The organism is Sulfitobacter sp. KMM 9851 (assembly GCF_057178245.1).
Genome location: NZ_CM169991.1, coordinates 3264059 through 3288093 on the forward strand (window position 1 = coordinate 3264059; position 24035 = coordinate 3288093).

At 60.0% G+C, this 24035-nt stretch carries 27 protein-coding genes and 1 other RNA gene; 16 read left to right on the top strand and 12 right to left on the bottom strand.

What is annotated here, in order from left to right; genetic code table 11:
* The first annotated feature begins 78 nt into the window (after nt 1-78).
* On the top strand, nt 79-219 hold the full coding sequence (locus AC1965_RS16140; protein ID WP_483884862.1) for a hypothetical protein: 141 nt from the start codon (nt 79-81) through the stop codon (nt 217-219).
* Nucleotides 220-281: 62 nt separating this feature from the next.
* Complete coding sequence (locus tag AC1965_RS16145) at nt 282-554, top strand: DUF6552 family protein (protein WP_483884863.1); 273 nt, start codon at nt 282-284, stop codon at nt 552-554.
* Here the strand turns inward: AC1965_RS16145 and AC1965_RS16150 are convergent.
* From AC1965_RS16150 to AC1965_RS16170, 5 genes are all read right to left on the bottom strand, one after another.
* Nucleotides 551-2131, bottom strand: coding sequence for an ABC transporter ATP-binding protein (locus tag AC1965_RS16150; RefSeq protein WP_483884864.1), 1581 nt, complete (start codon nt 2129-2131; stop codon nt 551-553). The two genes, AC1965_RS16145 and AC1965_RS16150, sit on opposite strands and share 4 nt — an antisense overlap.
* Nucleotides 2128-3234 (bottom strand): ABC transporter permease, encoded by a 1107-nt coding sequence (locus AC1965_RS16155; protein WP_483884865.1) that lies wholly within the window; start codon nt 3232-3234, stop codon nt 2128-2130. Before AC1965_RS16155 ends, AC1965_RS16150 begins: the two co-directional genes overlap by 4 nt.
* Complete coding sequence (locus tag AC1965_RS16160) at nt 3234-4325, bottom strand: microcin C ABC transporter permease YejB (protein WP_483884866.1); 1092 nt, start codon at nt 4323-4325, stop codon at nt 3234-3236. Before AC1965_RS16160 ends, AC1965_RS16155 begins: the two co-directional genes overlap by 1 nt.
* Nucleotides 4326-4331: 6 nt before the next feature.
* On the bottom strand, nt 4332-6263 hold the full coding sequence (locus tag AC1965_RS16165) for an extracellular solute-binding protein (RefSeq protein WP_483884867.1): 1932 nt from the start codon (nt 6261-6263) through the stop codon (nt 4332-4334).
* A gap of 168 nt (nt 6264-6431) precedes the next feature.
* Entirely contained in the window at nt 6432-6935 is a 504-nt protein-coding gene (locus tag AC1965_RS16170) for a c-type cytochrome (protein ID WP_483884868.1), read from the bottom strand.
* A 156-nt stretch (nt 6936-7091) separates the two neighbouring features.
* Here AC1965_RS16170 and AC1965_RS16175 point away from each other — a divergent pair, with 156 nt between their 5' ends.
* Nucleotides 7092-7949, top strand: a complete 858-nt coding sequence (locus AC1965_RS16175; RefSeq protein ID WP_483884869.1) for a prephenate dehydratase — start codon at nt 7092-7094, stop codon at nt 7947-7949.
* A gap of 63 nt (nt 7950-8012) precedes the next feature.
* Here the strand turns inward: AC1965_RS16175 and AC1965_RS16180 are convergent, their stop codons facing one another.
* Nucleotides 8013-8480, bottom strand: a complete 468-nt coding sequence (locus tag AC1965_RS16180; RefSeq protein WP_483884870.1) for an SRPBCC family protein — start codon at nt 8478-8480, stop codon at nt 8013-8015.
* Nucleotides 8481-8545: 65 nt separating this feature from the next.
* A complete protein-coding gene (nudC, locus tag AC1965_RS16185; RefSeq protein WP_483884871.1) occupies nt 8546-9514 on the bottom strand; it encodes an NAD(+) diphosphatase in 969 nt (322 codons plus the stop codon).
* A 155-nt stretch (nt 9515-9669) separates the two neighbouring features.
* On the opposite strand from nudC, the gene AC1965_RS16190 reads away from it, so the two are divergent.
* Both AC1965_RS16190 and ffs read left to right on the top strand, forming a co-directional pair.
* Nucleotides 9670-11562 carry a 5'-nucleotidase C-terminal domain-containing protein gene (locus AC1965_RS16190; RefSeq protein ID WP_483884872.1) on the top strand — a complete coding sequence of 631 codons (1893 nt, stop codon included), beginning with the start codon at nt 9670-9672 and terminating at the stop codon, nt 11560-11562.
* Between the two features lie 37 nt (nt 11563-11599).
* An RNA gene (gene ffs, locus AC1965_RS16195) (signal recognition particle sRNA small type) lies at nt 11600-11697 on the top strand.
* Nucleotides 11698-11827: 130 nt separating this feature from the next.
* On the opposite strand, the gene AC1965_RS16200 is transcribed toward ffs, so the two are convergent.
* The gene (locus AC1965_RS16200; RefSeq protein ID WP_483884873.1) at nt 11828-12688 is read right to left on the bottom strand and encodes an alpha/beta hydrolase family protein; all 861 of its coding nucleotides are present in this window, start codon (nt 12686-12688) and stop codon (nt 11828-11830) included.
* A 133-nt stretch (nt 12689-12821) separates the two neighbouring features.
* On the opposite strand from AC1965_RS16200, the gene AC1965_RS16205 reads away from it, so the two are divergent.
* From AC1965_RS16205 to AC1965_RS16220, 4 genes are all read left to right on the top strand, one after another.
* Nucleotides 12822-13406 carry a TetR/AcrR family transcriptional regulator gene (locus tag AC1965_RS16205; protein WP_483884874.1) on the top strand — a complete coding sequence of 195 codons (585 nt, stop codon included), beginning with the start codon at nt 12822-12824 and terminating at the stop codon, nt 13404-13406.
* 145 nt (nt 13407-13551) lie between these two features.
* Nucleotides 13552-14094: a CHAP domain-containing protein gene (locus AC1965_RS16210; protein WP_483884875.1), complete on the top strand. Its 543-nt coding sequence runs from the start codon at nt 13552-13554 to the stop codon at nt 14092-14094.
* A 116-nt stretch (nt 14095-14210) separates the two neighbouring features.
* Nucleotides 14211-15752, top strand: a complete 1542-nt coding sequence (gene murJ, locus AC1965_RS16215; protein WP_483884876.1) for a murein biosynthesis integral membrane protein MurJ — start codon at nt 14211-14213, stop codon at nt 15750-15752.
* A 188-nt stretch (nt 15753-15940) separates the two neighbouring features.
* Nucleotides 15941-16681 (top strand): hypothetical protein, encoded by a 741-nt coding sequence (locus AC1965_RS16220; protein WP_483884877.1) that lies wholly within the window; start codon nt 15941-15943, stop codon nt 16679-16681.
* 112 nt (nt 16682-16793) lie between these two features.
* On the opposite strand, the gene AC1965_RS16225 is transcribed toward AC1965_RS16220, so the two are convergent.
* A complete protein-coding gene (locus AC1965_RS16225; protein ID WP_483884878.1) occupies nt 16794-17480 on the bottom strand; it encodes a rhomboid family intramembrane serine protease in 687 nt (228 codons plus the stop codon).
* A 75-nt stretch (nt 17481-17555) separates the two neighbouring features.
* On the opposite strand from AC1965_RS16225, the gene trpS reads away from it, so the two are divergent.
* The 4 genes from trpS to AC1965_RS16245 all read left to right on the top strand — a co-directional run bounded on the left by trpS (nt 17556) and on the right by AC1965_RS16245 (nt 20766).
* Entirely contained in the window at nt 17556-18572 is a 1017-nt protein-coding gene (gene trpS / locus AC1965_RS16230) for a tryptophan--tRNA ligase (RefSeq protein ID WP_483884879.1), read from the top strand.
* Between the two features lie 197 nt (nt 18573-18769).
* Nucleotides 18770-19249, top strand: coding sequence for a VOC family protein (locus tag AC1965_RS16235; RefSeq protein WP_483884880.1), 480 nt, complete (start codon nt 18770-18772; stop codon nt 19247-19249).
* Between the two features lie 219 nt (nt 19250-19468).
* Nucleotides 19469-20041: a nitroreductase family protein gene (locus tag AC1965_RS16240; RefSeq protein ID WP_483884881.1), complete on the top strand. Its 573-nt coding sequence runs from the start codon at nt 19469-19471 to the stop codon at nt 20039-20041.
* Nucleotides 20032-20766, top strand: a complete 735-nt coding sequence (locus AC1965_RS16245) for an EI24 domain-containing protein (protein ID WP_483884882.1) — start codon at nt 20032-20034, stop codon at nt 20764-20766. The genes AC1965_RS16240 and AC1965_RS16245 overlap by 10 nt, the downstream gene beginning before the upstream one ends.
* On the opposite strand, the gene AC1965_RS16250 is transcribed toward AC1965_RS16245, so the two are convergent.
* Together AC1965_RS16250 and mce are read right to left on the bottom strand one after the other, a co-directional pair.
* Nucleotides 20699-20992, bottom strand: coding sequence for a DUF1467 family protein (locus tag AC1965_RS16250; protein ID WP_483884883.1), 294 nt, complete (start codon nt 20990-20992; stop codon nt 20699-20701). The genes AC1965_RS16245 and AC1965_RS16250 overlap by 68 nt on opposite strands.
* A 2-nt stretch (nt 20993-20994) precedes the next feature.
* Nucleotides 20995-21399 carry a methylmalonyl-CoA epimerase gene (mce, locus tag AC1965_RS16255; RefSeq protein WP_483884884.1) on the bottom strand — a complete coding sequence of 135 codons (405 nt, stop codon included), beginning with the start codon at nt 21397-21399 and terminating at the stop codon, nt 20995-20997.
* 128 nt (nt 21400-21527) lie between these two features.
* Between mce and AC1965_RS16260 the strand changes: the two genes are divergently transcribed.
* A complete protein-coding gene (locus AC1965_RS16260) occupies nt 21528-22247 on the top strand; it encodes a response regulator (RefSeq protein WP_483887069.1) in 720 nt (239 codons plus the stop codon).
* Nucleotides 22248-22395: 148 nt separating this feature from the next.
* Here AC1965_RS16260 and AC1965_RS16265 read toward each other — a convergent pair whose 3' ends face one another.
* Nucleotides 22396-23121, bottom strand: coding sequence for a GNAT family N-acetyltransferase (locus AC1965_RS16265; protein ID WP_483884885.1), 726 nt, complete (start codon nt 23119-23121; stop codon nt 22396-22398).
* 165 nt (nt 23122-23286) lie between these two features.
* Between AC1965_RS16265 and AC1965_RS16270 the strand changes: the two genes are divergently transcribed.
* Together AC1965_RS16270 and AC1965_RS16275 are read left to right on the top strand one after the other, a co-directional pair.
* Complete coding sequence (locus AC1965_RS16270) at nt 23287-23460, top strand: hypothetical protein (RefSeq protein ID WP_483884886.1); 174 nt, start codon at nt 23287-23289, stop codon at nt 23458-23460.
* 57 nt (nt 23461-23517) lie between these two features.
* Nucleotides 23518-23994, top strand: coding sequence for a hemerythrin domain-containing protein (locus AC1965_RS16275; RefSeq protein ID WP_483884887.1), 477 nt, complete (start codon nt 23518-23520; stop codon nt 23992-23994).
* Nucleotides 23995-24035: the final 41 nt, after the last annotated feature.

The following is a 24035-nucleotide window of genomic DNA, read 5'->3' on the forward strand; positions in this document are numbered from 1 at the left end:
TAGTTGAAACATTGGTGACTCGTAGGATGCCAGCCATGGGGTCATATTGAAAGGGCAAATCAATAGATGGAGGCGACGATGCTAACGATATATGCCCATAGTTTCATGACAGCCACCCGCAGCACCTGTGTGCCGCTGCGCAATGTTCCGGCGCAGACCGGCAAGCGCCGCTGGTGGCGCCGCACCCCGACCGTCTGTGTCGACCTGCTGAAACTGTAAGTAACCTTGACATGCCCGCCTGCGGCTTACCGCAGCGGGCCACCCCGGCAAAGGAGCCTGACATGGCCTATCTGCGTTCCGATAGTCGCCCAGCGATACCGCGCGCGCGCCTGTCCCGCGAACAGTTTATCCTGCTCCTGAAATGGGCGGCATCTATCGTGCAGATACTGGGCTATAGCGCCACGGCGTTTGGCCTGACGCCGCTGAACATCTATCTGTTTCTGGTGGGCCTGCTGGGCTGGTTCGCGGTTGGCGTGTTCTGGCGTGACCGCGCGATCATGCTGATCCATGTGGTCGCGCTGGGCGCAATGCTGGTAGGGATGGCGAGCAGTTAAGTCGTCGCCTGCAACAGCGTGCGGGTGTATTCAGTCTGGGGCCGGTCATAAAGGTCATCGACAGAGCCGTATTCCACCACATCACCCCGTTTCATCACCATCACCTTGTGTGACATGGCGCGCACGACCTTGAGGTCGTGGCTGATGAACAGATACGCCAGCCCATATTTCACCTGAAGATCGCGCAGCAGGTCGACGATCTGGACCTGCACCGTCATATCAAGCGCGCTGGTGGGTTCGTCGAGCACCAGCAGTTTTGGGCGCAGCACCATGGCGCGGGCGATGGCAATGCGCTGGCGCTGGCCACCGGAAAATTCATGGGGGTACCGGTCCATCGTGGCGGGGTCGAGGCCCACTTCTTGCATCACTTCGTGCACCAGCACCCGTTTATCGCTGCCCTTGTCGATGCCGTGGATCGACAGCCCTTCTGCGATGATTTGAAAACAGGTCATGCGCGGGGAAAGCGAGCCAAAGGGGTCTTGAAAGACGATCTGCATGTCGGACCGCAGGCGCCGCAGTTGCCGGGTGGACCATTTGCGCACGTCCTCTCCGATAAAGGTGATACCGCCCTCGGAGCTGATCAACCGCATGATCGCCAGTGCCAGCGTCGTCTTGCCCGAGCCGCTTTCGCCAACGATGCCGAGTGTTTCGCCCGCACGCACCGACAAGGTGGCATCATTAACGGCCTTTACGTGCCCGACGGTGCGTCTCAGCAGCCCTTTCTGGATCGGGAACCAAACCTTGAGGTTGTCGGTGCGGATGATCTCGGGGGCATCCTCGGCCACCGGTGCCGGCGCGCCGGTGGGTTCGGCGCTAAGCAACTTGATCGTGTAGGGGTGTTGTGGGTTGTCAAAGATGTCGGCCGTGCGGCCCTGTTCGACGATCTCGCCCTTTTGCATCACGCAGACACGATCGGCGATGCGGCGCACGATACCAAGGTCATGGGTGATGAACAAAAGCCCCATGCCCATCTTGTCCTTGAGTTCCTTGAGCAGGTCGAGGATTTGCGCCTGAATGGTCACATCAAGCGCGGTGGTGGGTTCATCGGCGATCAGTACGTCCGGCCCGTTGGCCAGCGCCATGGCGATCATCACGCGCTGGCGTTGCCCGCCGGACAGTTGGTGAGGATAGGCACCCAAGCGGCTTTCGGCGTCGTTGATGCCAACGTCATTGAGCAGTTCGAGGATGCGCGCGCGCGCGGCGGCGCCTGATAGCCCTTGGTGCAGCGCCAGCGATTCAGCGAGCTGCTTTTCGATGGTGTGCAATGGGTTGAGCGAGGTCATCGGCTCTTGAAAGATAAAGCTGATGTCGTTGCCGCGCACCTTGCGCAGCAGCGCGTCATCGGCGCCGATCATCTGCTGACCGTCATAGGTGACAGAGCCGCTGACTTGGGCGGAATCCCCCAGCAGGGACACCGTGGACAGCGCCGACACCGATTTACCCGAGCCGCTTTCACCGACCAGCGCCACGGTTTCACCGCGGTTCACAGCAAAGCTGACGCCTCGCACCGCTTCGGTCAGTTTGCCGTCCTGCCGGAAGGCAACACGCAGGTCTTTGACGTCAAGCAGTGCGGTCACAAGAATGTCTTTCTGGGGTCGAAGGCGTCGCGGATGCCTTCGAAGATGAAGACCAGCAGCGACAGCATGATGGCAAAGGTAAAGAAGGCCGAAAACGCGAGCCAAGGCGCTTGTAGGTTCTGCTTGGCTTGCAGCGTCAGTTCACCCAGTGACGGGGCCGATGACGGCAGGCCGAAGCCGAGGAAATCCAGCGTGGCAAGGGTGGAGATGGTGCCGGTGATGATAAACGGCAGCATCGTCAGCGTCGCAACCATGGCATTGGGCAGCATGTGGCGCATCATAATGGTCAGATTGCCGACCCCCAGCGCGCGGGCGGCGCGGACATATTCAAGGTTGCGCGCGCGTAGGAATTCGGCGCGCACCACGCCCACCAGCGCCGTCCATGAAAACAGCACCAGCAGGATCACCAGTAGCCAGAAACTGCGCCCCAATATCGCGAACATGATGATGATCACGTAGAGCGACGGGGTGGAGGACCATATTTCGATGATGCGCTGAAAGATCAGGTCAAGCCAGCCGCCAAAGAACCCCTGAACGGCGCCGGCAATGATACCGATGATCGAGGCAGCACCGGTGACGATGATGGTGAAGAGCACGGACAAGCGAAAGCCGTGGATCACGCGGGCCATGACATCGCGTTTGGTGCCATCGGTGCCCAGCCAGTTTTGGCTGTTGGGCGGCAAGGGTGCGGCGCCGGGGCGGTCAACGGCGGTGTTGAATGAATAGGGGATGACCGGCCAGATTGACCACCCTTTTTCGATGGCTTCACCCGCGATTTCGCCATCTTGGGCGTCAATGATTAGCCCATCTGGATCGTCAAAGCACGCTTCGAGCCCGCCGGTGGCGATGAGACATTTCACCTCGGGATCGCGGTAGGCTGCTTCGGTCTGGAAGTCGCCGCCAAAGGCGGTTTCGGGGTAGAAGTTGAAGATAGGCATGTAATAGTCGCCGCGATAGTTCACCACGATAGGTTTGTCGTTGGCGACAAATTCCGCGCAGAGCGAAATGCCGAAAAGCACCGCGAATATCCACATCGACCAATAGGCGCGGCGGTTGGCGGTAAAATTGCGCCAGCGGCGCTGGTTCAGGGGGGAGAGCGCCATCAGCCTTCCCTTTTCTCAAAATCAATACGTGGGTCAACCAGCACATACATCATGTCGGACAGGATGCCGACCACCAGGCCAATCAGGCCAAAGATGAACAATGTGCCGAATACAATCGGGTAATCACGCGCCACAGCAGCTTCGAACCCCAGACGGCCCAGACCGTCGAGGCTGAAAATCGTTTCGATGATGATCGAGCCACCAAAAAAGACCGAGATGAATACCGCCGGAAAGCTGGCGATCACGATCAGCATCGCGTTGCGGAACACATGGCCATAAAGCACGCTGCGTTCTGACAGGCCTTTGGCACGGGCAGTGATGACGTATTGTTTCTTGATCTCGTCAAGGAACGAATTTTTGGTCAGCAGGGTCAACGTGGCAAAGGCGGCGATGGTCGAGGCCAGCACCGGCAGAGTGATGTGCCAGAAATAATCCGCCACTTTGCCCAGCGGGCTGAGGCTGTCGAAATTATCCGACGTGAGACCACGCAGGGGGAAGACTTGCCAGTAGGAACCACCGGCAAAGAGCACCAGCAGCAGGATCGCAAAGAGGAAGCCGGGGATGGCATAGGCCGCGATGATGGCACCGGAGGTCCATGTGTCAAAGCGGCTGCCGTCGCGCACGGCCTTGCGGATGCCCAGCGGAATCGACACCAGATGCGCGATCAGGGTAGACCACAGGCCCAGCGTGATCGACACCGGCAGTTTCTCCTTGATCAATTCGATCACCGTGATGGAGCGGAAATAGCTCGTTCCGAAGTCAAACTGCATGTAATTCCACAGCATGTGGAAGAACCGCTGTACCGGGGGTTTGTCGAAACCAAATTCTTTTTCCAGCTCTGCAATCATTTCGGGCGGCAGTCCGCGCGCCCCGACATAGGTGCTGTCTGATCCGCGGGCCATCGAATCGACCCCGGCATCGTTGTTGGTGCCAGCAAAGCTGCCAAAGACATCACCGCCCCCCTGGATACGCGCGATCGCCTGTTCGACAGGGCCACCGGGGACAAACTGCACCAGAGCAAAGTTGATCAGCATGATGCCGAACAACGTCGGTATGATCAGCAAAAGCCGTCTGAGAATATAGGCGCCCATTGTCAGTTACCGCAACGCGCCGGAGGCTTGCAGCTTGGCCGCCTTGTCGGCGTCGTACCACCAGAAATCGAGGTAACCCAAGGCATAAGGCGGGATCGTTTCGGGGTGGTTGTATTGGTCGTAATAGGCCACCCAATAGCTGTCGTTGTACCATGTCGGGATCATAAAGAACTCATGGCGCAGCGCACGGTCGAGCGCCATCAGCGCCGCGGCCTCGTCTTCGGCGGTATTGGCATTGAGCGAAATCTCGATCAGCTTGTCCACCAGCGGGCTGGCCAGCCCGGCGGGGTTAAACAGCGAATACGCCGCCGCCTCTGACCCGTAGTATTGGACGAGTCCGGTGCCAGTGCCTAGAAACGGCATGTAGCCATCATATATCATGTGGTAATCGCGGTCACGTTCGCGCGCGGTATATTGCGAGCTGTCCACTTTTTCCAACACCGCATCAACGCCGATGGATTGGAGATTGCCGACAAAGTTTTCGATCACCGCAGAGAGCGTAGGCGACCCGGCAGAGTTCATCAGAAAATCCAGCCGTAGCGCCTTGCCCTCGGCATTGACGCGCTTGCCATTTTCGACGGTCCAGCCCGCGTCCTCGAGCAGGCGGGAGGCGCGCCGCGCATTGCCACGGTCAAGCAGCCTGCTGGAATCGGATGTATGGGGCACCACCGCAGGCTCTGACAGTAATTCCGGCGGCACCAGATCACCCAAATCCTTTAGCAGCGCCAGTTCGGCCCCTTCGGGTGCGGCCTGCGCCATCAGCGGCGTGTCCTGGGTGAACGACGCGCGCGGCTGGAACAGGCCGTATTGCAGCGATTCATTGGTCCATTCAAAGTTGAACATCAGCGCCACGGCCTGCCGTACGCGTTTGTCCTGCAACTCTTCGCGGCCAAGGTTAAAGATGATGCCAGAGGGGGACGGCGGCGCGCCATCGGGTAATTCCGCCTTTACGACATCGCCCTGCTGAACCTTGGAAAAATCATATCCGGTCGCCCATTTCTTGGAATCGCCCTCGGCGCGGAAGGTATATTCACCGGCTTTGAACGCCTCGAAAGCGGCGGTGTCGTCGCTGAAAATCTCAAGCCGGATCGCGTCGAAGTTATTGCGCCCCTGGTTGATCGGCAGGTCGTTGCCCCAATAGTCCGGGTTGCGTTTCAGCACCATCCGCCGCGTCAGATCAACACTGTCGATAACATAGGCACCCGATCCGGGCGGGCCGTCGAGCCAGCTGTCTTTCAGCCCTTTGCCGGTCTTTTCAAACCAGGCCTTTGGCCATGCGGGCACACCGCCCACCTGTTCGATCAGGCTGCGGCGGGAAATACCTTCGGCAAAGGTGAATTTCACGGTGTGATCATCCAGCGCTTCGACGCTGGGGATGCTCTTGCGGACCGCATCGGCATAGGATTTCAGCCCCTCGTCCAGCAGCAGGTTGTGCGAAAATACGATGTCATGGGCGGTGACGGGCGTACCGTCGGAAAACCGCGCTTCGGGGCGCATGTGGAAGATCACCCAAGATTTGTCCTCGGGATACTCAAGGCTTTCGCAGAGCAGGCAGTAGCTTTCGCTATAGACATCCGAGGGCAGCGAGTCCTGATTGGGCGCCTGGCCCAGCAGGCTCTCGAAGCCAAAGATCGAAAACAAATGTGCGCGGCCCTTGCCCGAATAGGGGTTCAGCGAATCAAGCGTGCCGACAAAAGCAACCGAGATTTCGCCGCCCTTGGGCGCATCAGGGTTCACGTAGTCGAAATGCGGATAATCGGCCGGGTATTTCAGATCGCCGTAAAAGGAATAGCCGTGGCTTTTGATCACATTGTCGCTGTCTGCCCGTGCCATACCTGTCATCAGGATCATCAGCGCCATGCCCAACATGGCCGTCCAAAGTGCCCCCAGACCATTATGTTGCGGGCGGGTTATAGCGCGGGTCTGGGCTCGGTGCATGGATCACTCCTTCTGGGGCAATACGGGCTGGGGCAATAGGGTGTCTTCTCAACTCACTAGGCTAACGCCGAGGTGCGCCAAGATACAAGTTGCGAATATGTTATCTGGGGGCCGGATACGCAAAAGGCCGCCCCAAGGGACGGCCCGTGCACCGCAAGGCGGCATGTCTCAGTTGGAGATGCTTTGCAGGTAGGCAATCACATCTGCGCGGTCGTCGATCTTCTTCAGACCGGCAAAGCCCATGGTGGTGCCAGGTGCATAGCCCTTGGGGCTAAGCAGGAACGCATTCAGTTCTTCTGGGGTCCAGGCTCCGTCAAGACTTGTCAGCGCGCCGGAATAGCCAAAACCATCGGCGGTGGCGATATCGCGGCCGACCACACCCGCCAGATAGGGGCCTACAGCGTTCGCGCCTGCTTCGGTCTTGTGGCAGGCGGCGCATTTCTTGAACACCTTGGCACCGCTGTCAGCGTCAGCTTCGGCCAGCACTGCGGTGAAATCAACCTCTTCACCGCCTTCGTCGCCGCCGGCATCCGCCACTTCGATGACGTAGGAAGGTTCACCATGCGCTTCGGCGTGGTAAATTTCTTCGCCGGCCCATTTGCCCAGCAAAAGGATCAACCAGGCCCCCAACAGGCCGCCTGCAATTTTGGTCAAGGTCATTGTATCGAACATGCGTCAGGGTCCATCAGTTAGTTTTTGGCACGTGGCTTTTGCGCCAGGGCGCGCAGCTTGCTTGGGGGCGTATCTATTGCTTTCCCTTGGCGCAGGCAAGGTGTAGTTACCGCGACCAATTGCCCGGATTGCCGCCTTTTTTGCAGGATTATCACCATGACGCCCATTTCGACCCCCCGCATTGCCTTTCAGGGCGCATTGGGCGCCTACGGTCACGAGGCCTGCCTGCAGGCCCGACAGGACGTTGTGCCCGTGCCTTGCCAGTCCTTCGAAGACGTCATCAGTGCGGTGCGCGACGGACGCGCCGACCTTGCGATGCTGCCCGTGGAAAATACCACCTATGGCCGCGTGGCAGATATTCACCGGCTGCTGCCCGACAGCGGCCTGCATATCATCGGCGAGGCCTTTGTCCGGGTGCGCATCTGCCTGATGGCGAAACCCGGTGTCAAATTACAAGACGTCAAACACGTGCGCGCGCATCTGGTTCTTTTGCCGCAGGCGCGCGGATTCCTCGATGCGCATGGCATCACATCAGAACCAGCAGCCGATTCTGCCGGGGCGGCGGCGGAACTGGCCGCGTCCGACACGCTGAGCGAAGGTGTGCTGGCCAGTGCCGTTGCCGCAGAAATTCATGGGTTGGAGATTCTTGCCCATGACATCGAGGACAATGCGCATAACACCACGCGTTTCCTGCTGATGGCCCCCGAGATTGATCTCACCCCGCGCGGCGCGCAGATGCTGACCACATTCATCTTCGAAGTGCGCAACATCCCGGCGGCGCTTTACAAGGCGATGGGCGGCTTTGCGACCAATGGGGTCAACATGACCAAGCTGGAAAGCTATATGGTGGGCGGCTCTTTCACCGCCACCCAGTTCTATGCCGATATCGAAGGCCACCCCGACGACGCCGCGGTCAGGCGCGCGCTGGAAGAGTTGGGGTATTTTACCAATATGCTGGAAATACTCGGCGTCTACCCCGCGCACCCGGATCGCGGAGAGCACCTGCCCGACTAAGCGTGCGCTTCAGGGCATGATTGGACCAAAAATACCCTCGGGGGTCCGGGGGCCGGGCCCCGGTTACGCCGTCCGCGAATAGCGGTCTTCCATTCCCTTGGCGTATTCAGCAACGCGGTGCTTGTATTTCTTGGTCAGCGAGGTTTTGGCCAGTTTAAGTGATTGCACCAGCAACCGCGCCGAAAGGTTCAGCGGTTTGATGTCCAGCGCCACATTGACGCGGGTGCGGTTGCGCGACAGCGCCATCAGCTCGATCGACATCTGACCGGCCAACCCGGTTGACAGGCTGTCAATCACCATCTCATTCGGGCGGTCAAAAGTAACCATTTCGATGGTCAGTTCCCGGCGTTTGCCCCGCAGCTGAAACGCTGCCTTCCAAGACATGCCAACGCCGGGTTTGTGCAATGCGTCAACGCGCTGCACTTCGGCACCGCGCCGCATCGCTGACCGCTCGAACCCTTCGAAATCGCATAACATTTCAAACACCGCCTCAATAGGCGCTTCGATGTCTTCCTTGGTCGAAAATTTCATGTGTATCTGCCCTGCTCTTGCCGTCTTTGACGCTGCTTATCATATTGTTGCGTTAAAATCTTGTCTCAATCCAAGGTATCGGCAAGCCAGTTTTCCAATAAAAAATGAGCAATAGCGCCTTTGCGCGCAGGCAGGATACGCGGATGGCAGCCCGCAAACACCGCCATCATTTCCTCGCGACTAACCCAGAGGGCGTCCTCGATCTCGACCGGGTCAATGGTGATCTCGCGGGTGGTCGCCTCGCCGGCACAGCCTAACATCAACGACGATGGAAACGCCCAGGGCTGGCTGGCCAGATAGCGCACCGGGCCGACCTCGACGCCCGCTTCTTCAAACACCTCACGGCGCACCGCGGCTTCCAGCGTTTCGCCCGGTTCGACAAATCCGGCCAAAAGCGAATACATGCCCTCGGGCCAGCCCGGCGAACGGCCCATCAAAACCGCGTTGCCGTGGGTGATCAGCATGATCACCACCGGGTCGGTGCGGGGGAAATGCGGTGTGGCGCAGGCCGGGCAGGTCCGTTGCCAGCCGGCCTGGCTGATCCGGGTCGCCGCCCCGCAGCGCGCGCAAAAGCCGTGGCTTTCGTGCCAGCCCAGGATCGCCTTTCCCGTCGCGGCCAATTCGGCATCGCGCGGGTTCAACCATGTCATGACGCGGCGCAGTTCGGAAAAAACCATGTCAGCGGGTAGATCGGGGTGCTGTTGTTCGGACGAGTCAAGAAACGCGCCCAACTGCGCTGCATCCAGCACATCGGGCTGCCAGGCCGACAGATCATAGGCAAAGCAAGCCGCACCGTTTTCGCGGCCCAGCAAAACAGGCTCTTCCACTGCGCATTTCAGGACAGGATGTGTCAAAGGCAGTCGCACCAATGCGGCCGGGCGCGCGGGTGAAATCAAAGGCTTTCCCCGCCAAAATACCACCGCACGTGCGTCTGGATCACTGCTCGCCGCCGAAACTGCCGCAACGTCATCCCGGATCTCGCCGGCCCGGTCGAGGCCGGAGCCGCCGAAGGTAACCTGTTCTGCGTGGTACATTTTCTGGCCTCAGGTGTCATACATCGAAGTTGCGCACAGGCTTGCCACGGCGAGGGCCCTGAAATCAATGGCAGAAAACCTTGCGCCCTGCCATCCGATCTGCTGATATCAACTCAATCAAGGGTTGTTTTGTAATATTATGAGAACCTCATAGGATGAACACGCGTATCTCAGACCCTGCGGTTGGCGCAGAGCGCGTACAGCGGTCAAAGGCTATGACCGCGCGGCTGCGTATTCTGGCCACGACGGATGTTCACATGCAGATGTTGGGGCATGACTATGTAAGGGATGTTCCGGGGCTGCATCACGGTCTGGCCGGGCTTGCCGAGTTAATCAGCACAGCGCGGGACGAGGCCAGGCGCCGTGGCAGTGCCTGTCTGCTGCTCGATAATGGGGACATGTTGCAGGGCAATGCGTTGGGGGACCATCTGACGCGGCATCCGGTCGGGCGCGACCACCCGGTTGTCGCCAGCCTGAACCACCTGCGATATGACGCGCTGGGGTTGGGCAATCACGATTTGGATCACGGCCTGCCCTATCTTCAGCAATTTGCGCGGCAACTGGCGATGCCGGTTGTTTCGTCCAATCTGGCGGTGCCGACGCTTGCCCCCCTGCGCGACGCAGCCCTGATTGACTGCAAGGTACCGGCAGTGGGCAAGATGCCGGAACAGTTGCTACGGATCGGTATTCTCTCGGTATTGCCCAGCGAAACCGCGATCTGGAACCGGTCGGCGCTGCACGGAGTGGGGCGGGTGACCTGCCCGATTGCTTCGGTGCGCGCCCGGTTGCCGATTTTACGGGCGCGGGGGGCTGATCTGATTATCCTATTGGCGCATATGGGGATCGGCGATACCGGCGGTGCCTGTGCCGCGACGGTCGACGCCACCGCGCTGGCCCGAATACCCGGCGTTGATGCCATCATCACTGGCCATACGCACCGCCGGTTTCCCGGACGTGACCACGGCAGCGGCGGCGCAGTGGACAGCGCCGCAGGCACGCTGGCTGATTGTCCGGCGGTGATGCCGGGTTTTGGTGCGTCCGATCTGGCGGTGTTGGACCTGACCTTGTCGCGCACGGGTGACGGTGCTGGCACCGGACGGCACGGCTGGCATGTCAGCGCCCATGGCAGCACCCTGCTGCGCAACAGCCCCCGACTGCGGCCAGACCCGGTCGTGACAGATTTGCTTTTGGCACGGCACAACACGCTGCGGCGTCATCTGGCCCAGCCGATTGGCCAGACCGACCGTACGTTGCACAACTATTTCTCACTGGCGATGCCCACGTCGATTGCCGCACTCAGTGCGCGGGGCCTGACGCGGGTTTTGCAGCACGCAGTGGCGGGAACGGCAGCGGCAGCGTTGCCTGTTTTGGCTGCGGTTGCCGCGCATACCGCTGGCGGGCGCGGCGGGCCGGCGCATTACCTGCACATCCCGCAGGGCGCGGTCCTGCGCCGTCACTTGGTGGGGTTATGCCCCCATGCGGACGAAATCTGGGGGCTGCGCGTGTCCGGCGCCGATATCAAGCGGCGGTTGGAATATTCGGCCCGCGTGTTCACGCATCTGCGCCCCGATGCCCCGGATCAACCGCTGACCGACCCGGATGTGGCCGCGTTTCATTTCGATTCGATCTACGGCGTCACCTACCAGATTGACCCCTGTGCGCCCCCCGGCACGCGGATTTCGGATCTGCGCTGGCAAGATCAGCCGGTGCGCCCTGATCAGGAATTCCTGCTGGCCACCAATCAATTCCGCGCCGCAGGCGGAGGCGGTTTCGACAGGATCCAAGATCACGACATCCTTGTGCGCAGCCCCATCAACCTTGAGCAGGCGATGGCAGATGTCTTTAACATGCCATCGCACGCCGCCGCACCCGCCCATACGCATGGGAATGACATCATGCCTTGGCGTTTCGCGCCCGCGCCCGGTGTTCAGGCGATCTTTGAAACCTCACCTGAGGCGCTGTTGTGGCTGGACGATCTGGCCCATTTGTCGCCCACGGCCCTGGGCAGTACCGCTGATGGCTTCGCCCGGCTGCGCTTGCATTTCTGAGACTTGCACTTTGCCCCCTCGCCCCCTATATGGGCCTTGAGAGGTTGGTGCGGGCGAGCGCCTCGCCAACCCGGTCAGATCCGGAAGGAAGCAGCCGTAACGAGCCCCGCTTGGGTCGTTATCAGCCTCTCACCTTAGCCTTTTTGCCCTGCAAAAAGCGTGACCCCGACAGTCGCTGCGCAGCAGCAACGAGTGGGGAAGCAAAAACCCTAAAACACCTATGACCCAGACAGCACTGTGGTTCTGCGGCCTGGCCGCGTGTCGCTCAGCTTTCGCCCAGCAACGTAGGCCACAGCGCCTGATTCCGGCGGGCGAACATTCCCAGATGCCCCACCTTGCCCATCCCGAGGGCCGCCGGGTCGATCTCGACCACATCAACATCGCCGCCGACATAGACCTCGGCCAGACGCCGCACGCATTTGGTCGGCACCAGTTCGTCGTCGCGTAGTGACACCATGTGGACAGGCGCGTCGTCTGCCCCCCATTTGGGCGGTGGCAGACGGGTGCCGACATCGGGCAGGAACGCCCCATCGCGGGTACACCAGCGCCGCCACTGCCAATAGGCGGCGGCGGGCAGATCAGAGCCGAAGCCGATGTGCCGGCCGGGCAGATACCCCATCAGCGTGGTCGCGATTGGCCCGATGGCGTACCAAAACGCCAGCGCTGTGGCGCGATAGGGCCAAGGGTGATCGCGCACATGTGCCATGCCGCTGGCCACCGTGATCACCCGTGCAAGATCGGTGCGGTCGGCCTGCATCGGCACCAGCATCCCGCCCAGCGAATGGCCCATCGCCCAGATCGGCACACCGGGAAATTCGCGCCGCACCGCCGCCCGGGCCGCCTGTGGGTCGCTTTGCCCCCAGTCGATCATATCGGCCCGCGCGGTGCGCATCGACGTAGTCGCTGAAAGGCCCGTGGCGCGGTAATCGTAGGTTAAGACTGCCAACCCGCATTCCTGCGCTGCCCAGCGTGCGAAATGTGCGTAAAATCCCTGCGGCACGCCGGTGGCGCTGCTGAGCACGACAACCGCCCTTGGTGTCTGTACGGGCCGAAACAATGTTCCGATCAACTCGGCCCCGTCTGCGGCTTTGAACAAGACGCGCCTTGGGTCGGCTGTAGGGTTCATGTTCGCATTGGCGGGGACGGTGACGGACGGATCAAGGGCATCGAACATCATAAGGCTCCGATTCGGAAATAGACCAATTGGTCCAGCTGCGATATTTCTGGACCAGTCGGTCTATTCCTGTCAAGCTTGATCTATGACAGACACCCCTACCCCCTCTTCGCCCGCGAAGGCGCTTCCGACGAAAGATCGACTGATCCGCGCGGCGGGGCGTCTTTTTCGCACGCATGGCTATCACGGCGTCGGGCTGAACGATATTCTGGCCGCTGCCGATGCCCCCAAAGGGTCGCTATACCATCACTTTCCAAACGGAAAATCGGACCTGGCGCTTGCTGCGGCGACACTGACCTCGGACGAAATTCTGCGCGCGATCGCGGCCAGTTTCGCCGGGGCGGCAGATTTTCACAGCGGCGTCACGCATTTCTGTCACAAGGCGGCCAAAGCCTTTGATCTGTCCGAACACTGGGACGGCTGCCCCATCGCTGCCACCCTGTTCGCGGACCCCCACAACACCGCGTTTCTGGACCACGCCAACCGTTGCTATGCCGGATGGATTGCCGAAGTCGAGGAAGGCGCGTTGCGCGTGGGGATGCCGCCCGACGTGGCGCGGCGCAAGGCGGAGCATGTGTTCATGCTGATCGAAGGGGCGTGGCATCTGGCCCGCGCCCGGCGCGATTCGCAGGTTTTACGCGATCTTCCGGACATGCTGGCGGAAATTTGAGGAAATTTGCCGGAATTTTACCGTAAAAAACGGCAATTTCCCGCCGCCGAATACAGAATCATCTTTGCTTTTGGAACCGAATGGTCATGATCCCAGCTGATTGTCCCCCGGGGTGATCCAATGAGACAAAAACTCTGAGGGACGCATGAGCATTTTCCGCACCATTCCGACACCACGAAGCCTGTTGGCTTTGGGTGCGGTTCTTATCATTTCGGCCTGCGCACGCGCACCCGAAGCACCAATCGACTTTGGCGGGCTCGACCCGCAGCGGCAGTTCATGGCGGTACAGACTGCCGAGGAAATGCGCGCCCAAGGCCAGCGCGTCTGGTGCGTGCCCTTTGCGCGCAACCTCAGCGGCATCGAAATTCGCGGCAACGCCGAAACCTGGTGGGACAAGGCGCGTGGCCTTTACCCCCAAGGCAAGGAGCCTGTCGTCGGCTCTGTCATGGCGTTTCAATCGACCCGCGGGATGCCGATGGGGCATGTGGCAGTGGTGTCTGACATCGTGTCAGAGCGCGAGATCAAAGTTGATCACGCCAATTGGCACCGCAATCAGGTTTCCCTGAAAATGGCGGTTGTGGATGTGTCGCCACGCAACGACTGGTCCGAAGTGCGGCTGGAAACCCAACCCAACGCGTTGGGCGGCGTCTATCCGATCAACGGCTTCATCTACCCCAAGGGCAACTGAGCGCCTGCACAGTTTGTGCACAATAACATCACGTCCGCTCCTCAGAGCATTGATTGCGCGGACGTGCGCCTCGCGGTAGGGATCGCTGATCGTAACCCCTGCAAGGCAGCACACCCATGAAACCCATCCGCCTCATGTCCGGCTTTTTTACCGTTGGCGTCTGGACCCTGCTGAGCCGCGTGCTTGGCTTTGTTCGTGAGGTGCTGATCCTGTCGCTGATCGGTCCGGGCCCGGTGATGGACGCCTTTGTCGCCGCCTTCCGCCTGCCTAACATGTTCCGCCGTTTCTTTGCCGAGGGTGCGTTTAACGCAGCCTTCGTGCCGATGTTCGCAAAAAAGCTCGAAGGCGAAGAAGGTCCGGCGCGGTTCGCCCGTGATGCGTTTAACGGGCTGGGGCTGGTGGTGCTTGCGCTTACGGGGCTTGGCATGGTGTTCATGCCCGCCCTCGTTTGGCTGACCGCCGAAGGGTTTTCAGGCGATGCGCGGTTTGACATGACCGTGGGCTACGGGCGCATCGTTTTCCCCTACATCCTGTGCATGTCGCTGTCGGCGTTGTTTTCGGGCATCCTGAATGCCACAGGCCGCTTTGCCGTGGCCGCCGCAGCGCCGGTGTTGCTGAATATCTTTGTGATTGGGGCCATGGTGGCCGGCGCCATGACCGGCGGTGTCGTGATCGATTGGCTGATCTGGTCGATCCCGGTCGCCGGTGTGGCACAACTGGCCCTGACCTGGCGCGCGGCGGCGCTGGCCGGGTTCGCCCTGCGCCCTTCGCGCCCGCGCTGGACGCCCGACATGCGCGATCTGATAGTCATCGCACTGCCTGCCGCCCTGGCCTCTGGGGTGATGCAAATCAACCTGGTGGTGGGTCAGATCGTCGCCAGCCAGTATGACAGTGCCGTGTCATGGCTGTTTGCCGCGGATCGGCTGTATCAACTGCCGCTGGGCGTTGTGGGCATTGCCGTGGGTGTGGTGCTGTTGCCGGATTTGTCGCGCCGCCTGCGTGCGGGCGATACCGATGGCGCACAAACCGCCCTCAGCCGTGCCGCCGAAGTGTCACTGGCGCTGACGATCCCTTCGGCCGTCGCGCTGATGGTGATCCCCTTTGCGCTGGTATCGGTGCTGTTTGAACGCGGTGCATCGGACGTGGACGATACCGCCGCCATTGCCACGGCGGTGATGATCTACGGGCTGGGCCTGCCCGCCTTTGTACTGCAAAAAATTCTGCAACCGATCTATTTCGCACGCGAGGACACCCGCCGCCCGTTCTATTTCGCCGTGGTCGCCATGGTGGTGAACGCCGGGCTGGCGATCGGGCTCGCGCCCTATGTTGGCTGGATCGCCCCCGCCATCGCCACCACGCTGGCGGGCTGGGCAATGTTTGCCTGCCTAGCCATCGGCGCACGGCGCTACGGCGCGGCGGCAAAGTTCGATGCGCGGTTTCACAAACGCATCTGGCGGGTTCTGATCGCCTCTGCCGTCATGGGTCTGGCACTGTGGCTTGGCAATGCGGCGCTGCAACCCTTCCTTGGGCTGCCGTGGTGGCGTGGTCTGGCCTTGGTGGTGTTGCTGCTGATCGGGGCCGTGGCCTATTTCGGCACCGGTCAGTTGATCGGCGCCTTCCGGCTGCGTGAATTCAAAGGGGCGGTGCGGCGCGGTTAATTTTGCACTCCCGTCGTGCCCAAAATTTCTGGCTAATCACCAAATCAATCGACGCTGTGACACACAGAATACATGAAACGATACACGCACGCCCACATAGATGAGTATTGCCTAGGCAAACAAAATCTTTGTTACATTGGGTTTTCACGATAACATGCGCGTATAGCGGGAATATTTTGGGGACGGATATGAATAAATTATTGTTTATTATCGCATGCCTGCCAGTTCTGGTCGGCTGCGCAGATCGGATATTAGAAGAACAGGAAAAGAAAGCATTTAGTGCAGATTACGAAGTTATGAAGCCTGCTAAAATCCACAGGCTCAGCGATGCCGCAACTACGGCTAATAAGTTGGCCTCAGCGTATTATAATTCTGCAATTTCTGCTCAAAGAACGCAGGACGCCGCATCAGCAGCAATAATACTTACGGCAGCTTCAGTAGTTTCAGGAGCTATTCGCGGAACTTCAGACCGCGCTCTAACCAACCGCGGACTTGTAGCAGTTGGCGTGCAACAAGGCGCACAGCGCGGCGTAAATAGAACTTCAATTCAAAGCCTCTACGATGGCGCACAAATACTGAATTGTGTGGGCGCCGTCGCAACTATTTATCAAAACGATGATGAAATTGGCGACGATAACACAAATAACGAAGTAAATGCCGCAGCTGAAGTAGTGGCGGCGGTAATCAGAGAGGTTCGTATAAATGTCAGGAAGGGCCTTACCCGAGACGTCGCTGTTTATTCAAGTATAGTGACCGCATTTGAAGCTGTTATCAAGGATGATACTGGGGGGAAGAATACCCTTCGTGCGGGACAACTCTCTGCCAACCCCACCGCAACACCTGATCAGCTGGAGGTGTTTCTAAAACGGTTGGGCGGATGTGTGACCGCAAAAAACACCACCAATAGCAAGAAGGAAGCGGATGGGTGACCGCTGATTAGTGGGCGGCCTATTGTGCAGTCTTGAAGTTTTCTTACAGTCTCAAAGCCAAGATCAGATAAATGATAGGCACCAAACATTAGCGTTCAGCTGACCCTCCTAGTTAACGGCGCTGCAACCGCGCCCTGAGCCGCGCCCATTCCCCCGGCGCAAATACAAAGCTGAGCCCGAAGCCGCAGAAAAATCCCGCCAATTCGGCCACCCACAACATGCCGGTTTCAAAGAAGACGCCCCAGAAAAGCTGTAGGCCCATCAGCAGTGCAATCAGCGTAAATGCCTGATATTGCGGCCCACCTTGGCGTTTCAGAACCCGCCACATGACAAATGAATACCCCCCGATCAGCCCGTAGACACCGGGGTAGGCCCCGGTCAGCCAGACCGGATCATTCAGGAGCAAGGCATAGAGTACCGCACCGCCGATGCCCGACAGGAAAAAGATGCCGACAATCGCCAGTTGTCCCATCGCCTCGCCCACCATCTTGCCCAGTGCCAAAAGCAGCACCATGGCAAACAGCCCATGCGAAAAGCCGAGGTGGATGAAGGGGTAGGTCACCAGCCGGATCACCTGTTCCAGCGGGTACTGACCCGAGGCCACCATGCTGTCGAATATGATACCTGAAAAGCCATAGTCGCGCACCAGTCCCAGCCGCCAGCCAACGGCGCCGGGGCCGCCGATCAGGCCCGCTTCGGCGAGCGACAGCCCGGCTTCGACCCCGGCCATGGCCAGAAACAGCAAGATGACCACTGGCGGCAGGGGATTAACGGGGGGCTGGAAGTCGGGGTCTTGCATGGGGCGCTCCTTGACGGGGTTCGACGCCAGAAGTAAGCCGGGCGCGCAAGTTATTCCAGCCAAAGGTGCGTCCCCATGTCCGACAGCCAATTCACCCCGCGCGTGTTTTCAGGCATTCAGCCCTCAGGCGACCTGCATCTTGGCAACTATCTGGGCGCCCTGAAACGCTTTGCCGATGCGCAGAACCAAGGGGTTCAGTCGATCTACTGCATGGTTGATCTGCACGCGATCACGGTGCCGCAGAAACCCGAAGACCTCAAACGCAGCACCCGCGAACTCTGCGCAGGGTTCATCGCGTCGGGTATCGACCCGGAGAAATCCATCCTTATCAACCAAAGCCAAGTGCCCGAACACGCGCAGTTGGCGTGGATCTTTAACTGCGTGGCGCGCATGGGTTGGATGGGCCGCATGACCCAATGGAAGGACAAGGCCGGCAAGAACGCCGAGGCCGCTTCGCTGGGCCTCTTTGCATACCCTGCGCTGATGGCCGCTGACATCCTGATCTATCACGCCACCCATGTGCCCGTGGGCGAGGACCAGAAACAACACCTTGAGTTGACCCGCGACATCGCCGCCAAGTTCAACCACGACTACGGCGTTGATTTCTTTCCCATCACCGAACCGGTGATCGAGGGGGCCGCGACCCGCGTGATGTCACTGCGCGATGGGGCGAAAAAGATGTCAAAATCCGACCCATCGGACGCAAGCCGCATCAATCTCAGCGACGACGCCGATACAATCGCCAAGAAAATCCGCAAGGCCAAGACCGATCCTGACGCCCTGCCCTCCGAAGCGAAGGGGCTGGAGGACCGTCCCGAAGCGCGCAATCTGGTGAACATCTATGCCGCTCTCAGCGATCAGACGGTCGATCAGGTACTGGCCGAGGTCGGCGGCCAGCAGTTTGGCACATTCAAACCGCTGCTGGCCGATCTGGCCGTGGCCAAGATGTCGCCGATCACAACGGAGATGAACCGCCTGATGGCGGATACTGCCGAGATTGACCGCATCCTGGCGCGCGGTGCCCAACAGGCACGCGAGATCACCGCGCCGATCCTGAAAAAGACCTACGAGATCGTCGGCATGGTCGGCTGACGCCGCGGCGTTCTGCGCTGTGCTGGGTCAATAATATCTTTGGTGGGAGGCGCGTGTCACGCTGTGGCCTCCCACCCTCAAGGCTGCTTGCCCATCCCTGTACCTATGCACAGGTGCACAGCCCCCCTGCATCTTCGTGGACTTGTGTAACGCGACAGCGCAGAGCAGATTAGTGCCAACAGGAAAAGGAGTGTCCCATGACACAGCCCCATGCCCGCGTTGGCCATGTTCACCTTAAAGTCGCCGATCTTGACCGTGCGATCCACTTCTACGGCACCCTGTTGGGGTTCGACGTGACCCAGCGCCATGGGGACCGGGCGGCGTTTCTGGGGGCGGGGGGCTATCACCATCACATCGGGCTGAACACATGGGAAAGCGCCGGGGCCACGCCGCCGCCGCCAGGGCACACCGGGCTGTATCATTCGGCGTTCCTGTATCCCGACCGGATCAGTTTGGGCAAAGCGTTGCAGCGTGTGCTGAATGCAGGCGTCGCATTGGACGGGTCCGCGGATCATGGCGTCAGCGAGGCCGTCTATATCCGTGATCCCGATGGCAACGGGGTCGAACTTTATCGCGACCGTGACGCCAACGACTGGCCCCGCGATGCTGATGGCACGCTCAAGATGTCCAACGCCCCGCTAGACGTCGCCGCACTGTTGGCAGAGGCGGCGGACTGAGCCCACCCGACGGTCGGTCAGCGGCACGGCACGCTGGCGCATGGTGCCAAAGCGCGCTATTGCAATGATCATGTGCCGCGCCGTGGCCATACCGTTATCACCGCACCAAATCTGCTAGCCAAGCGCCATGCCAATCGCCAGCCCCGTGCAAAACCTGACGCAGCCTCGCATCCGTCCTCTGGCGGTCCGGCGCAGGCGCTGACCCTTTGAAAGGCTGACATGCCCCAAGAAAACCCTGCCGCATTCGAATTCCTGCAAAACCGTCGGTCGCGTCCGGCCAAGACGCTTGGCCTGCCGGTGCCCGACGCCGCTGCCCTGCGCCCGCTTTTGGTCGCGGCGGCGCGCACGCCCGATCATGGCAAACTGGAGCCATGGCGCTTTGTCGTCGTGGACCGGGGGGCGATGGCCCGGCTTGCCGACGTGGTGCAGGCACGCGGCGAAGCGCAGGGGCTGACCGGCGAAGAGACCGCCAAGGGGCGCAGCCAGTTTGATCAAGGCAATCTGGCTGTGATCGTGGTAGAGGTACAACGCCCCTCGCCCAAGGTTCCGCCGCTGGAGCAGACCTATTCTGCCGGAGCCGTGTGCCTCGCCCTGCTGAACGCGGCGCTGGCGGCAGGCTGGGGGGCCAACTGGCTGTCGGGATGGCCCAGCCATGACCGCGGGTTCATGCAGCAAGCGCTGGAGCTGGACGATCACGAACGCATCGCCGGGATCATTCACATCGGCACCGAAACCGCAGCCCCGCCAGAGCGACCGCGCCCGAACATCGACGAGATCACAACATGGCTGTAGGCGTTATTTTCCAATCCTTCGGTCTTGCACTGGGCCAGCTCACCGATCCGCGTTTCCGCAAGGTGTTCTTTCTGGGTATCGGGTTGTCGCTGGCGCTGCTGATCGGGGCCACGGCGGGGTTTGCCTGGCTCGTTGAATGGATCACACCCGAAGACGCTTGGGTGCCGGTGCTGGGCGAGGTGAACTGGCTCAATGACTTGTTGTCATGGGGTGCGTTTTTCCTGTTGGCGGTTCTGTCGGTGTTCCTGATGATCCCGGTCGCCTCGGCCATTACGTCGATGTTTCTGGATGATGTGGCCGATGCGGTGGAACGGGTGCATTACCCTGACCTGCCCGCAGCGGCGTCGGTGCCGATTGGCGATGCCATTCGCGACACCGTTAATTTTTTGGGTGTGTTGATCGGGGCCAATATTCTGGCGCTGTTTTTGTATCTGATCTTTGCCCCGGCGGCCCTGTTCATCTTTTGGGGGCTAAACGGATTTTTGCTGGGCCGGGAGTATTTTACCATGGCCGCCATCCGCAGGCTGGGCCGGGTCGAAGCGAAACGCCTGCGCAGGCGCCATGTAGGCACGATCTGGCTGGCAGGTATCTTGATGGCGATGCCGCTGTCAGTGCCGTTTCTGAATCTGTTAATTCCGATCCTCGGGGCCGCGACTTTTACCCATTTGTTCCATTTTCTTGCACCAGTCCCGGGCGCATCCAGCGTTCAATATCGTCCACGCTGATCCATTCGGACAAGATGACCGTGGCACAGGCCGCCCAGATCACCGCCGACGCGAGGGTGGTCCAGAGTGCCTTTTTCTTGAGATGATGCTGCTCTGGCGCGCCTGCGTGCGTGCCGGGCACCACTGTGCCCGCGTCGCCTTGGGTCTGCACGCGGATGGGCAGGACAATCATAAATGTCATGAACCAGATAACGGCGAAAAGGACGATGCCCGAGGTGATACCCATGTTCAGACCTGCTCCAGCTCGACAAGTGCGCCGTTGAAATCTTTGGGGTGCAGAAACAGGACCGGCTTGCCGTGGGCGCCGATCTTGGGCTCTCCGGTGCCCAGTACCCGTGCGCCAGTGGATTGCAGGTGGTCGCGTGCTGCGATGATGTCGTCCACCTCGTAGCAGATGTGGTGAATGCCGCCTGCGGGGTTCTTTTGAAGAAAGCCGTTGATCGGGCTGTCGTCACCCAGAGGGTGCAGCAATTCGATCTTTGTATTTGGCAACTCGATGAAGATGACAGTCACACCGTGATCCGGTTCGGCCTGGGGGGCGCCGACCTTGGCCCCCAGGGCATTACGGTATTGATCCGCCGCCGCATCCAGATCCGGCACGGCGATGGCAACATGGTTGAGACGTCCGATCATGAGTTCGCTTCCTTGCATCGTTTGGCACGTTATGGCGGTGCGGAGGCTGAACGGCAATGCGTCACGTTAACGCGCTGTTAGCCATCGCGGCGTAACCATTGAGTCGCAGATCATTGCAGGAGGCCATGATGGACCCAGAAAACCCCTTCTCGTCGGCAATCCCCGCCCCCACGGCCGCAAGGCCTCTGATGGGGTTGACCATTCTGGTTGTTGAAGACAGTCGTTTTGCCTGTGAAGCGATGCGATTGCTGTGTTTGCGCTCTGGCGCGCGGATCAGGCGGGCAGATTGCCTGCGCTCGGCCAGACGACATTTACAGGTCTACCGCCCGTCGGTGATCCTGATTGATCTCGGCCTTCCGGATGGCAACGGCGTTGATCTGATAGCGGAACTGGCGCAGACCCAACCACGGGTGGATGCGATTATCGCTATTTCCGGTGATACCCATATGGAGCCTGACGCGCGTGCCGCAGGCGCAGATGGGTTCATGGACAAGCCGATCACGTCGATCAGCACCTTTCAGGAGGCGATTTTGGCCACCCTGCCCGCAGAAAGGCGGCCGACCGGCCCACGTATTCTGACGGATGAGGAAGTGGCCCCGGACCGGATCGCCTATCAGGACGATATGGCCCATATCGCCGATGTCCTGGATTCACCCCCTGACGATCACGCGTTGGACTATGTCGCGCAGTTTCTAAGTGGTGTTGCCCGATCCGCTGACGATCAGGGGCTCGAGGAGGCGGCAAAGGCATTGGCGGTCAAGCGTGCCTTGGGCCAATCGGCCAGTTCTGAAACCGCTGTGATTGCAGGGCTGATACAACACAGGCTGTCGCAGAAAATCGCCATCTGATTTCGGCTTGGCATGGGCCACTGGCGACGCTTGCGCAGCGCGCGGCCTGTACGCATCGGGGGCTTTGCCCCCAAACCCCCAGGAATATATATGACCAAAAAGAAAGAAAGACGGTCGGCACATACGGGTGGCATCACCGGGCGCAGTGTCAGAGCAATGGATCGCCCATCGCGCGCACCAGTCCCGTCAGGTCGCCTAATCGTTCCTTCTGGTGGCCCTTGGCGTCAAAGTTTTCGGGGCTGAGCCAGGCCTCATAGGCCTCTTTGAGGGCGAGCCATTCACTGTCGATGGCCGCGAACCATGCCGTATCGCGGTTGCGGCCTTTTACCACTGCCGCCTGCCGGAACACGCCTTCGTAGCTGAACCCGAGCCGTTGCGCCGCGCGGCGCGACGGTAGGTTTAGAGCATCACATTTCCATTCATAGCGCCGGTAACCTGCCTCGAAGACCCATTTCATCATCAGGTACATCGCTTCGGTCGCGGCGCGGGTCCGCTGCAAGGCGGGGCTGAAATTGATATGTCCCACTTCGATGCTGCCTGCGGTCGGGCTGATGCGCAGAAAGCTGGCGACACCTTCCCAACGGTCGCTTTGCAAATTGCGCACCGCATAAAAGAGCGGGTCTGCCTGACCGGCATGGTCGCGCGCCCACCGATGATATTGTGAGGCCGATGAAAAAGGCCCGTAAGGCAGATAATCCCAAACCGCATCATGGCCGAGATAGGCACGATACAGCAGCGCGGCATGGTTTTCTGCCGACAGTGGTTCGAGGATGGCATATCGGCCTGTCAGAACGGCACCTTCAGGCGGTTCGGGAGGCGTCCAGTTTCCGACAGATGTGCCCAGTGGGCGGGCGGAGGTTATGGTGTTGTTCATAGTGCAGGTTATGCACAATCGCTCGGGGCCGCCAAGCCTGTAAAATGCGCCCGGTTATGCAGAAGAAGTCCCAAAGGCGGCGTGGCATGACCCTATTCGTGCCACATTCAGCGTCCAGCATTATGGTATCACAGAGGGGCGCAACATGGCCCGCAGGAGCCTGAGATGAACAGCACGACGCCACAGAACACCCAAGACCAACAGCCGCCCGTGGACTGGATCGTCGTTGTGGCAAATGTTCTGTGCCTGACCGTGGTCACGATTGCCGCGCTGCATGCAGGCGCGCAGAGTGGTGTCACCAATGTGGCCAGCTACGCCAGTGTCACTGCGACCTTCTGACGGGAACCGTCGCCACGGCTGGTGCGTTGTTTGGGCATAACAACGAAGGAATGCCCGATGCCCTCCATTTATGATGCGATCAAAGCTGATCATGACGAACACCGTACATTGTTGAACACTCTTGCCGAAACAACAGGAGCGTCAGACGAGCGACGTACAGCCTGGGACCGGTTTTATCACGATGTGAAATCCCACGCCGCCGCCGAGGAAGAGACATTTTATTCCAAGTTGATTTCCAAGACCTGGGGCCAGGATGCTGCGCGCCATTCAGTGCATGAGCATCAGCAGCTTGACGACATTTTGGAAGAGCTGAACGAGATGGACATGGCGTCGCCGGGTTGGCTGACACGGTTCAAAACGCTGAAGCATGAGTATGAGCATCACATCGACGAGGAAGAGGACGAGATATTCACCCGCGCCAAGGAAGTCATTGGCGCGGAGAAGAACGAAGAATTTGGTGCAAAGTTCGAGGCGCGCAAAAAGCAAGAGCGCAAGCTGATCGACGAAAAACGCGAAGACAGTCTGGAAGATTAATCAAAAAGGGCCGCCAGATGGGCGGCCCTTTTATCTTGGTC

What these genes read in the sequence shown, in the direction of transcription:
- mce (WP_483884884.1), bottom strand. Translation starts at nt 21,399, where the DNA reads ATGATCGGACGTCTCAACCATGTTGCCATCGCCGTGCCGGATCTGGAT.
- AC1965_RS16165 (WP_483884867.1), bottom strand. Translation starts at nt 6,263, where the DNA reads ATGCACCGAGCCCAGACCCGCGCTATAACCCGCCCGCAACATAATGGT.
- AC1965_RS16145 (WP_483884863.1), top strand. Translation starts at nt 282, where the DNA reads ATGGCCTATCTGCGTTCCGATAGTCGCCCAGCGATACCGCGCGCGCGC.
- AC1965_RS16220 (WP_483884877.1), top strand. Translation starts at nt 15,941, where the DNA reads ATGAATAAATTATTGTTTATTATCGCATGCCTGCCAGTTCTGGTCGGC.
- AC1965_RS16265 (WP_483884885.1), bottom strand. Translation starts at nt 23,121, where the DNA reads ATGAACAACACCATAACCTCCGCCCGCCCACTGGGCACATCTGTCGGA.
- AC1965_RS16140 (WP_483884862.1), top strand. Translation starts at nt 79, where the DNA reads ATGCTAACGATATATGCCCATAGTTTCATGACAGCCACCCGCAGCACC.
- AC1965_RS16275 (WP_483884887.1), top strand. Translation starts at nt 23,518, where the DNA reads ATGCCCTCCATTTATGATGCGATCAAAGCTGATCATGACGAACACCGT.
- AC1965_RS16235 (WP_483884880.1), top strand. Translation starts at nt 18,770, where the DNA reads ATGACACAGCCCCATGCCCGCGTTGGCCATGTTCACCTTAAAGTCGCC.
- AC1965_RS16205 (WP_483884874.1), top strand. Translation starts at nt 12,822, where the DNA reads ATGACAGACACCCCTACCCCCTCTTCGCCCGCGAAGGCGCTTCCGACG.
- trpS (WP_483884879.1), top strand. Translation starts at nt 17,556, where the DNA reads ATGTCCGACAGCCAATTCACCCCGCGCGTGTTTTCAGGCATTCAGCCC.
- AC1965_RS16250 (WP_483884883.1), bottom strand. Translation starts at nt 20,992, where the DNA reads ATGGGTATCACCTCGGGCATCGTCCTTTTCGCCGTTATCTGGTTCATG.
- AC1965_RS16175 (WP_483884869.1), top strand. Translation starts at nt 7,092, where the DNA reads ATGACGCCCATTTCGACCCCCCGCATTGCCTTTCAGGGCGCATTGGGC.
- AC1965_RS16170 (WP_483884868.1), bottom strand. Translation starts at nt 6,935, where the DNA reads ATGTTCGATACAATGACCTTGACCAAAATTGCAGGCGGCCTGTTGGGG.
- AC1965_RS16245 (WP_483884882.1), top strand. Translation starts at nt 20,032, where the DNA reads ATGGCTGTAGGCGTTATTTTCCAATCCTTCGGTCTTGCACTGGGCCAG.
- nudC (WP_483884871.1), bottom strand. Translation starts at nt 9,514, where the DNA reads ATGTACCACGCAGAACAGGTTACCTTCGGCGGCTCCGGCCTCGACCGG.
- AC1965_RS16160 (WP_483884866.1), bottom strand. Translation starts at nt 4,325, where the DNA reads ATGGGCGCCTATATTCTCAGACGGCTTTTGCTGATCATACCGACGTTG.
- AC1965_RS16260 (WP_483887069.1), top strand. Translation starts at nt 21,528, where the DNA reads ATGGACCCAGAAAACCCCTTCTCGTCGGCAATCCCCGCCCCCACGGCC.
- AC1965_RS16200 (WP_483884873.1), bottom strand. Translation starts at nt 12,688, where the DNA reads ATGAACCCTACAGCCGACCCAAGGCGCGTCTTGTTCAAAGCCGCAGAC.
- AC1965_RS16155 (WP_483884865.1), bottom strand. Translation starts at nt 3,234, where the DNA reads ATGGCGCTCTCCCCCCTGAACCAGCGCCGCTGGCGCAATTTTACCGCC.
- AC1965_RS16225 (WP_483884878.1), bottom strand. Translation starts at nt 17,480, where the DNA reads ATGCAAGACCCCGACTTCCAGCCCCCCGTTAATCCCCTGCCGCCAGTG.
- AC1965_RS16210 (WP_483884875.1), top strand. Translation starts at nt 13,552, where the DNA reads ATGAGCATTTTCCGCACCATTCCGACACCACGAAGCCTGTTGGCTTTG.
- AC1965_RS16240 (WP_483884881.1), top strand. Translation starts at nt 19,469, where the DNA reads ATGCCCCAAGAAAACCCTGCCGCATTCGAATTCCTGCAAAACCGTCGG.
- AC1965_RS16270 (WP_483884886.1), top strand. Translation starts at nt 23,287, where the DNA reads ATGAACAGCACGACGCCACAGAACACCCAAGACCAACAGCCGCCCGTG.
- AC1965_RS16190 (WP_483884872.1), top strand. Translation starts at nt 9,670, where the DNA reads ATGAACACGCGTATCTCAGACCCTGCGGTTGGCGCAGAGCGCGTACAG.
- AC1965_RS16180 (WP_483884870.1), bottom strand. Translation starts at nt 8,480, where the DNA reads ATGAAATTTTCGACCAAGGAAGACATCGAAGCGCCTATTGAGGCGGTG.
- murJ (WP_483884876.1), top strand. Translation starts at nt 14,211, where the DNA reads ATGAAACCCATCCGCCTCATGTCCGGCTTTTTTACCGTTGGCGTCTGG.